General features: G+C 69.2%; 7 protein-coding genes. 1 reads left to right on the top strand and 6 read right to left on the bottom strand.

Features of this window, described 5'->3' with window-relative positions; translation table 11 throughout:
* Positions 1-439: LolA family protein (locus ACT4N3_RS04285; protein WP_444853972.1), on the bottom strand; the 439-nt coding region annotated here is incomplete at its 3' end.
* An 84-nt stretch (positions 440-523) separates the two neighbouring features.
* The gene (locus tag ACT4N3_RS04280) at positions 524-2,824 is read right to left on the bottom strand and encodes a DNA translocase FtsK 4TM domain-containing protein (protein WP_444853971.1); all 2,301 of its coding nucleotides are present in this window, start codon (positions 2,822-2,824) and stop codon (positions 524-526) included.
* 99 nt (positions 2,825-2,923) lie between these two features.
* Here ACT4N3_RS04280 and ACT4N3_RS04275 point away from each other — a divergent pair, with 99 nt between their 5' ends.
* Positions 2,924-4,141: an FAD-dependent oxidoreductase gene (locus tag ACT4N3_RS04275; protein WP_444853970.1), complete on the top strand. Its 1,218-nt coding sequence runs from the start codon at positions 2,924-2,926 to the stop codon at positions 4,139-4,141.
* Between the two features lie 39 nt (positions 4,142-4,180).
* On the opposite strand, the gene ACT4N3_RS04270 is transcribed toward ACT4N3_RS04275, so the two are convergent.
* From ACT4N3_RS04270 to ACT4N3_RS04255, 4 genes are all read right to left on the bottom strand, one after another.
* Positions 4,181-4,573 (bottom strand): GFA family protein, encoded by a 393-nt coding sequence (locus tag ACT4N3_RS04270; RefSeq protein ID WP_444853969.1) that lies wholly within the window; start codon positions 4,571-4,573, stop codon positions 4,181-4,183.
* Positions 4,525-4,977, bottom strand: coding sequence for a hypothetical protein (locus ACT4N3_RS04265; protein ID WP_444853968.1), 453 nt, complete (start codon positions 4,975-4,977; stop codon positions 4,525-4,527). The genes ACT4N3_RS04270 and ACT4N3_RS04265 overlap by 49 nt, the downstream gene beginning before the upstream one ends.
* 10 nt (positions 4,978-4,987) lie before the next feature.
* On the bottom strand, positions 4,988-5,623 hold the full coding sequence (locus ACT4N3_RS04260; protein ID WP_444853967.1) for an LON peptidase substrate-binding domain-containing protein: 636 nt from the start codon (positions 5,621-5,623) through the stop codon (positions 4,988-4,990).
* Positions 5,624-5,828: 205 nt separating this feature from the next.
* Positions 5,829-6,737: a tetratricopeptide repeat protein gene (locus ACT4N3_RS04255; RefSeq protein WP_444853966.1), complete on the bottom strand. Its 909-nt coding sequence runs from the start codon at positions 6,735-6,737 to the stop codon at positions 5,829-5,831.
* Positions 6,738-6,794: the final 57 nt, after the last annotated feature.

The raw sequence follows: 6,794 nt of genomic DNA, 5'->3' as shown, positions 1-6,794 counted from the left end.
TGGTGCCGAACTCGCGCCGCCGCGGGTCGCGCGCCTCGACCATCAGCACCTGATCGTCGTCGCGGATGATCCGGCCGTAGCGCGACAGGTCCTGGGTGGGGTTGAGCAGCACCGAGAGCGGCGAATCGTTGATTGGCCAGCGCTGCACCTGGCGCACGTCATAGTCGATGAAGGCGAGCGCGCGGCCGTCGCCGACGATCAGGATGTTGGCGCCCTGATAGTCGAAGCGGATCCGGCCCGGCCGCTTGACGGTGAGCGTGCCCGAGAGGCTGCGGCCGCGCCGGTCGGTCTGGGTGAAGCTGGCGGTCATCGTCTCGACCGCGCGCAAATGGGCCTGGACTTGGGCAAGCCCGGTCTGGGGTGCCTGCGCGGCGAGCGGTGCCGGAGCGGCGGTGAGCGCAAGCGGCGCGGCCAACAAAGCGAGAGCGCGAAGGCGCATCATAGTTCCTTCTTCGAATCCGGGATCGGCGCGCATGTGGAGCTTTTCGCTTGAATGTCCAGTGAACCCGGCGGTTCCCTGCGCTCAGGCCAGCGGCCGGCCCTCGGTATCGACCAGCACCTCGCGGCGGCCGACATGGTCGGGGGCGCTCACCACGCCCTCCTTCTCCATCCGCTCGATCAGCCGGGCGGCATTGTTGTAGCCGACGCGGAGCTGGCGCTGGAGATAGGAGGTCGAGGCCTTCTGGCTCTCGGCGACGACCTGGATCGCCTTGCGGAACAATGCGGTCTCGGCGTCGTCCTCGCCGGTCGGCTGGCCCTCGAACATATAGCCGCCATCCTCGGGCTCCTCGGTCACGGCCTGGATGTAGGAGGGCCGGCCCTGGGTGCGCCAATGGTCCGCCACGGCGCGCACCTCCTCGTCGGACACGAACGGGCCGTGGACGCGGGCGATCTGCTTGCCGCCGGGCATGTAGAGCATGTCGCCCTTGCCGAGCAGCTGCTCGGCGCCCTGCTCGCCCAAAATGGTGCGCGAATCGATCTTGGAGGTGACGGCGAAGCTGATCCGCGTCGGCAGGTTCGCCTTGATGACGCCGGTGATCACGTCGACCGACGGGCGCTGGGTGGCCATGATCAGATGCATGCCGGCGGCGCGGGCCTTCTGGGCGAGGCGCTGGATCAGGAACTCGACCTCCTTGCCGGCGGTCATCATCAGATCGGCAAGCTCGTCGACGACGACGACGACCTGCGGCAGCACCTCATAGTCCAGCTCCTCCATCTCATATTGGGGCTGGCCGGTCTCGGCGTCGTAGCCGGTCTGGACCCGGCGGCCGAGCGGCTGGCCCTTCATCTTCGCCTCGCGCACCTTGGCGTTGAACGAGGACAGCTGCCGGACGCCGACCGAGGCCATCATCCGATAGCGGTCCTCCATCTGCTCGACGGTCCATTTGAGCGCCCGGATCGCCTTGGCCGGCTCGGTGACGACCGGCGCCAGCAAATGCGGGATGTCGTCATAGACGCTGAGCTCCAGCATCTTGGGGTCGATCAGGATCATTTTGCACTGCTCGGGCGTCAGCCGGTAGAGCAATGACAGGATCATGCAGTTGAGGCCGACCGACTTGCCGGAGCCGGTGGTGCCGGCGACGAGCAGATGCGGCATCGGCGCGAGATCGGCGACGACCGGATCGCCAGCGATATTCTTGCCGAGGATGATCGGCAGCGAGGCGACCTGATCCTCGAAGGCCGGGCTGCCCATCAGCTCGGACAGCACCACCGATTCGCGCTTGGCGTTGGGCAGCTCGATGCCGATCACCGATCGGCCCGGGATGGTGGCGACGCGCGCCGAGAGCGCCGACATATTGCGAGCGATGTCGTCGGCGAGCTGGATGACGCGGCTCGCCTTGATCCCGCTCGCGGGCTCCAGCTCGTACATGGTGACGACCGGTCCGGGGCGGACCTCGACGATCTCGCCCTTCACCGAGAAATCGTCGAGCACGCTCTCCAGCAGCCGGGCGTTGCGCTCCAGCGCCGCCTTGTCGAACACGATATTGACCGCCGGCGGCGCCGGATTGAGCAGGTCGACCGAGGGCAGCGTGTAGCTGTCGCCGAGCGCGAGCGAGGGCTGGCGCTCGCGCAACGGACGGCGCGGGGCGCCTCTTTCGGGTTCGGCGATCAGCGGCGCGCGGGGCGCGGCGGCGGGCTCGACCGGCGCACGGGGCGACCGGCGGGCGACGGCCGGGGCCGCCTCCTCCCTTTCACCGCGCCGCAGTCGCCGGGCCGCCAGCCAGGCGCGCTCTTCGCCGGTGAGACCGAGGCCGTAGAGCCAGGCAGTGAAGCCGCCGGCCGCGAACAGCACGACCAGGGCGATGCGGAATGGCTCGACGATGCCGGATTCGCCCAGCTGCGCCAGCCCCATCTCGATCGCCGAAGCAAGGCCGAGGCCGAGCGCCCCACCCCAGCCGGCCGGCAGCCCGCTGACCGCGCCGCCGACCATCAGCCCGGCGGCAAGGCCGACCAGCAGCGCGCCGAACAGAGTGAGGAAGAGCGAGCGGCCCCAGCGGCCGGCCGGCCCGCCGCGCAGCATCCTCAGGCCAAGCGCGAAGGGCAGCGGCAGCATCAACGCGACCGGCAGGCCGAACAGGCTGAGCAGAAGATCCGCCGTCCAGGCGCCCGGCACGCCCATCCAGTTGCCGACCGGTCCGGCGGCGGCGGTGTTGGGCGACGGGTCGCTCGGCTGGTAGCTGACCAGCGCCACCAGCGCGGCGAGCGCGACGATGATCAGCGCCAGGCCGCCGAGGAAGCTGCCCGAGCGGCGCGCGGCGGCGCGGCCGCCCTCACGCAGCCGGTCGAGCCGTCCGCCGCTCTCGTTGCGGGCTCTGGTCGCCATGTTCGTGCCCCAAATGTTCCCCTGACGCCCTAATGCGCCCGCGCGGACTCCCGGGTCAAGCGCTTGGCGGCGAACCGCAGCGGGGATAGGGGAGAGGGCATGCGGCGGACGGACGTGATCATACTCGGCGGCGGCCTGGTCGGCCTGACTCTTGCCATCGCGCTCGACCGGCATGGCGTTTCCACCGTCGTGATCGATCCCGGCGATCCCGCCAAGCAGGTCGCGCCCAGCTATGACGGCCGGGCGACGGCGGTGTCGAGCTCGTCCTGGCGGATGCTGGAGGCGATCGGCGTCGCCGAGCGGCTGGCGGGCGAGACGCGGGCGATCGGCGCGATCCGGGTCAGCGACGGGCTGAAGCCGGGCGGCATAGTGTTTGAGCCCAGGGACGCCGACCCGCTCGGCATCATGGTCGAGAACCGGCTGCTGCGCGCCGCATTGCGCGAAACCGCGCTGGCCGCCGGGCGGCTGACTTTGCTGATGCCGGCCATGCCGGTGCAAGTGGAGCGCGACGCTGCGCGCGCGCGGGTGACGCTGGCCGATGGCGAGATCGTCGCGGCGCCCCTTGTGGTCGGCTCGGAGGGGCGCAATTCCCCGTCGCGCGAACAGGCCGGCATTGCGCTGGCGCAATGGCGCTACGATCATGCCGCGATCGTCGCCACGGTCGCCCACGAGCGCGACCATGAGAGCGTCGCCTGCGAAATCTTCTATCCCGACGGGCCGTTCGCGATCCTGCCGATGCCGGACGCTGAGGCTGGCGAGCACCGCTCGGCGATCGTCTGGTCGGTGTCGGCGCGCGACGGACCCGCGGTGAAGGCGCTGCCGGACCGGGCGCTGGCGCACGAGATCGAGAAACGGATGGGCGGCTTTCTCGGGCAGGTGACGCTGGCGGGCCCGCGCTTTTCCTATCCGCTCGGCTTCCATCATTCGGCGCGGATTACGGCGGAGCGTTTCGCGCTCGCCGGCGACGCCGCGCACGGCATCCATCCGATCGCCGGCCAGGGGCTCAACCTCGGCTTTCGCGACGCGGCGGCGCTGGTCGAGGTGCTGGTCGAGGGCGCGCGACTCGGCCTGGACCTCGGCGACGCCCAGCTCATGGCGCGCTACGAGCGCTGGCGCAGCCTCGACACCTTGATGGTCGCAATGGCGACCGACAGCCTGACCCGGCTCTACGGTATGCCGGGCCGCGCCGCCTCGGCGGTGCGCCGGCTCGGCATGGCGGCGGAGAACCGGATCGGGCCGCTGAAGGACAGGCTGATGGCGGAGGCGCGGGGCGAATCCGGCGATCTGCCGCTGCTGCTGCGTGGCCTGCCGATCTGACCTGCGCTTCGGTCTGGCTCCACGCGCCGTTCGTCCGACCTACTCTTCGAAGTGGCCCGTGGCGTCACGATCGCGGTCGTATCGTCTCGTGAGCGGAAACGGGGGCAGCCAGGACTCGCGACGGACGATCCAGCTTTCATAGCTTGGCATCAGCTGGTCCGGGGCATCCAGGGATCCCAGATTCACTTCAATTTCGTCCGCGCTGCGTGCAAAAACGGAGGAGCCGCAGCGGGGACAGAAAAAACGCCCGGCATAGTCGCATGTTTCGCCCTCGATCGTCACCGCATCCCGAGGGAATATCGCGGAAGCGTGAAAAAGGGCGCCGTGATGCTTGCGGCAGTCGAGACAGTGACAAAGGCCGACCCGGTATGGGAGCCCCGACGCTACGATCCGGACGTTGCCGCACAGGCAACCGCCGGTGAACCGGTCCATGCTGCGTCCTCTCTGGTATCTTCACCGACCTCGCGCTCGATCTTCTCCCCGGCGCCGCTGTGGCGCACCATCAGGAAGGTGCCGGACCAATCGCCGGGGATCGTCCAGCGGCCCTGAATCTCGTCGCCGCCGGGCTGGACGATGCCTTCATAATGCGGGGTCGGCCGGTCGAGATCGTCGTAGAGCTTGACGAAACGAACATTGACGCCGTCCCGGCTGCCGTCGATCACCGCATGCTGAGTGCCGTCGCCCGGCTCGAAAAACTCGCGCGGCTGGACGATGACGCCGCTGATCAGCCCACCGGCGTCGTGGATGGTGGCCTCGAAGGTATTGGGCGGGAACTGGGCCGGATAATGATACATGCCGGTCCACCTGCCGCTGAGATCGGTCTCGCCGCCGCTCATTGCCCAAAGCTCACTGCAATGTTTCCGGCCCGTCCGCGCCGCCGGGCGCCATGCGCTGGAACTGCATGAACTGAACGAGCAGGTCGGCCCGGACAGGAAGATCGGCCGCCTCCAGCAGCGCCTGTTTCGAGCTCACGTCGAGCGGCGCGATCTGGGCGATGCCGTTCACCAGCATCTCGTCGTCGAGCTTGCCGACCGATTCCCAATTGACCGCGTAGCCGAGCGAATCGGCATAGGCACGGGCCTCGCGCTCGATCTCGGCGCGCTGGACGATACCGAGCACGTCCTCGCCGCCTTCGAAGCCGGAGCGATCGGCGTCCACCTGGCGGTAGGGCGTCTCGACCCGCGCCTCGCGCGCGATCCGGAAGCGGCTGAGGCCCTCGAGGACGATATTGTAGCGGCCGTCCTCCAGCTCCTCGCAGGCGTCGATCCGGCCGATGCAGCCGATGTCGAACAAGGCCGGCGTGGTGTCGTCATCCGGGCCCGGCCGGGGCTGGATCATCGCGATCAATTTGTCGCTGGCCAGCGCGTCGCGTACCATCGCCCGGTAGCGCGGCTCAAAGATATGCAGCGGCAGCTGGCTGCCGGGAAAGAGCAAGGCCCCGGCGAGCGGGAAGATCGGCACGCGAAGAAGCGCGCCGTCCACTAGGGCCTGCCCTTGGGGCTGGAGATGGTCGGGATCGTCCGGAGAAGCCGGCTTCCCCGGACGACCGCAAAGCGGCGGGCTGTCCTTTGCCGCCCGGACGTCGTTGTTCGTCGGTTACGATGAACGTTCATCGCTCCCTCCTCTCGCCTAGCCGGACAACAAATGCCAGCCCGTCACGACCGTCTCCAGCCCCAAGGGCAGGTTCTTAGCCGAACAGGATCGCGGAAAGCCGCCGCCGCTGCGCCGCCGCCCATGGGTCTTCAAGGCCCGTCGCTTCGAGCAACTGGAGCAATCGCTGGCGCGCCGCGCTCTCATTCCACTCCCGGTCGCGGGCGATACTTTCCAGCAGCTGATCGGCGGCGCCGTCGCGATCGCCGCGCGCCATCAATGCGCCGGCAAGATCATAACGCGCCTGATGGTCGTCGGGATCGGCGGCGATCCTGGCCCGCAGTTCGGCATCGTCGCCGGCCGGCGCGATCTCGGCCACCGCCAGCGCCGAGCGGGCACGGGCGACCGCCGGGTCCTTCGCGGCGGCTTCGGGCAGCGCGTCCAGCGTCGCGCGCGCCTCGCCCGCCTGGCCGGCGGCGATCAGCGCGCGCACAAGGCCGGCGACGGCTTCGGGATTCTCGGGCGCCATGTCGATGATCTGCTTGAAGATGTTCGCCGCCCGCTCGGCATCGCCCTCGCCCAGCACCTGCTCGCCCATCGCGATCAGCGGCTCGATCTCGGCTTCCAGTTGCTGCGCCTCGCCCTGCACCGGGAGCTGCGCGAGCAGCTGGTCGATCGCGCCCTTGAGCTGGCTCTCGCTGCGCCCTGTGCTCAGGTCGGCGACCGGCTGGCCCTGGAACATCGCATAGACGGTCGGGATCGATTGGACGCGAAGCTGGGCGGCAAGGAACTTGTCCTTGTCGGCGTCGATCCTGACCAGCCGGACGCCCTTGTCGGCATAGTCCGCCGCGACCTTCTCCAGGACAGGCCCGAGCTGCGTGGAGAGGCTGCTCCGCGCCGACCAGAAATCGAGGATGACGAGGTTGGTCATGCTCGGCTCGACGACGTCGCGCCGAAAGGCCTCGGTCGCCGCGCGCTCCGTCTCGCTCATGCCCAGCGTCGCCATGTCTTCAAATCTCCTTGTCCCGCGCCCTATGTGGGATGCGGGGGTGCTCTGCCAAGC

The organism is Sphingosinicella sp. (assembly GCF_052388015.1).
GTDB lineage: Bacteria > Pseudomonadota > Alphaproteobacteria > Sphingomonadales > Sphingomonadaceae > Allosphingosinicella.
This window is presented reverse-complemented; position numbering and strand designations above follow the sequence as displayed.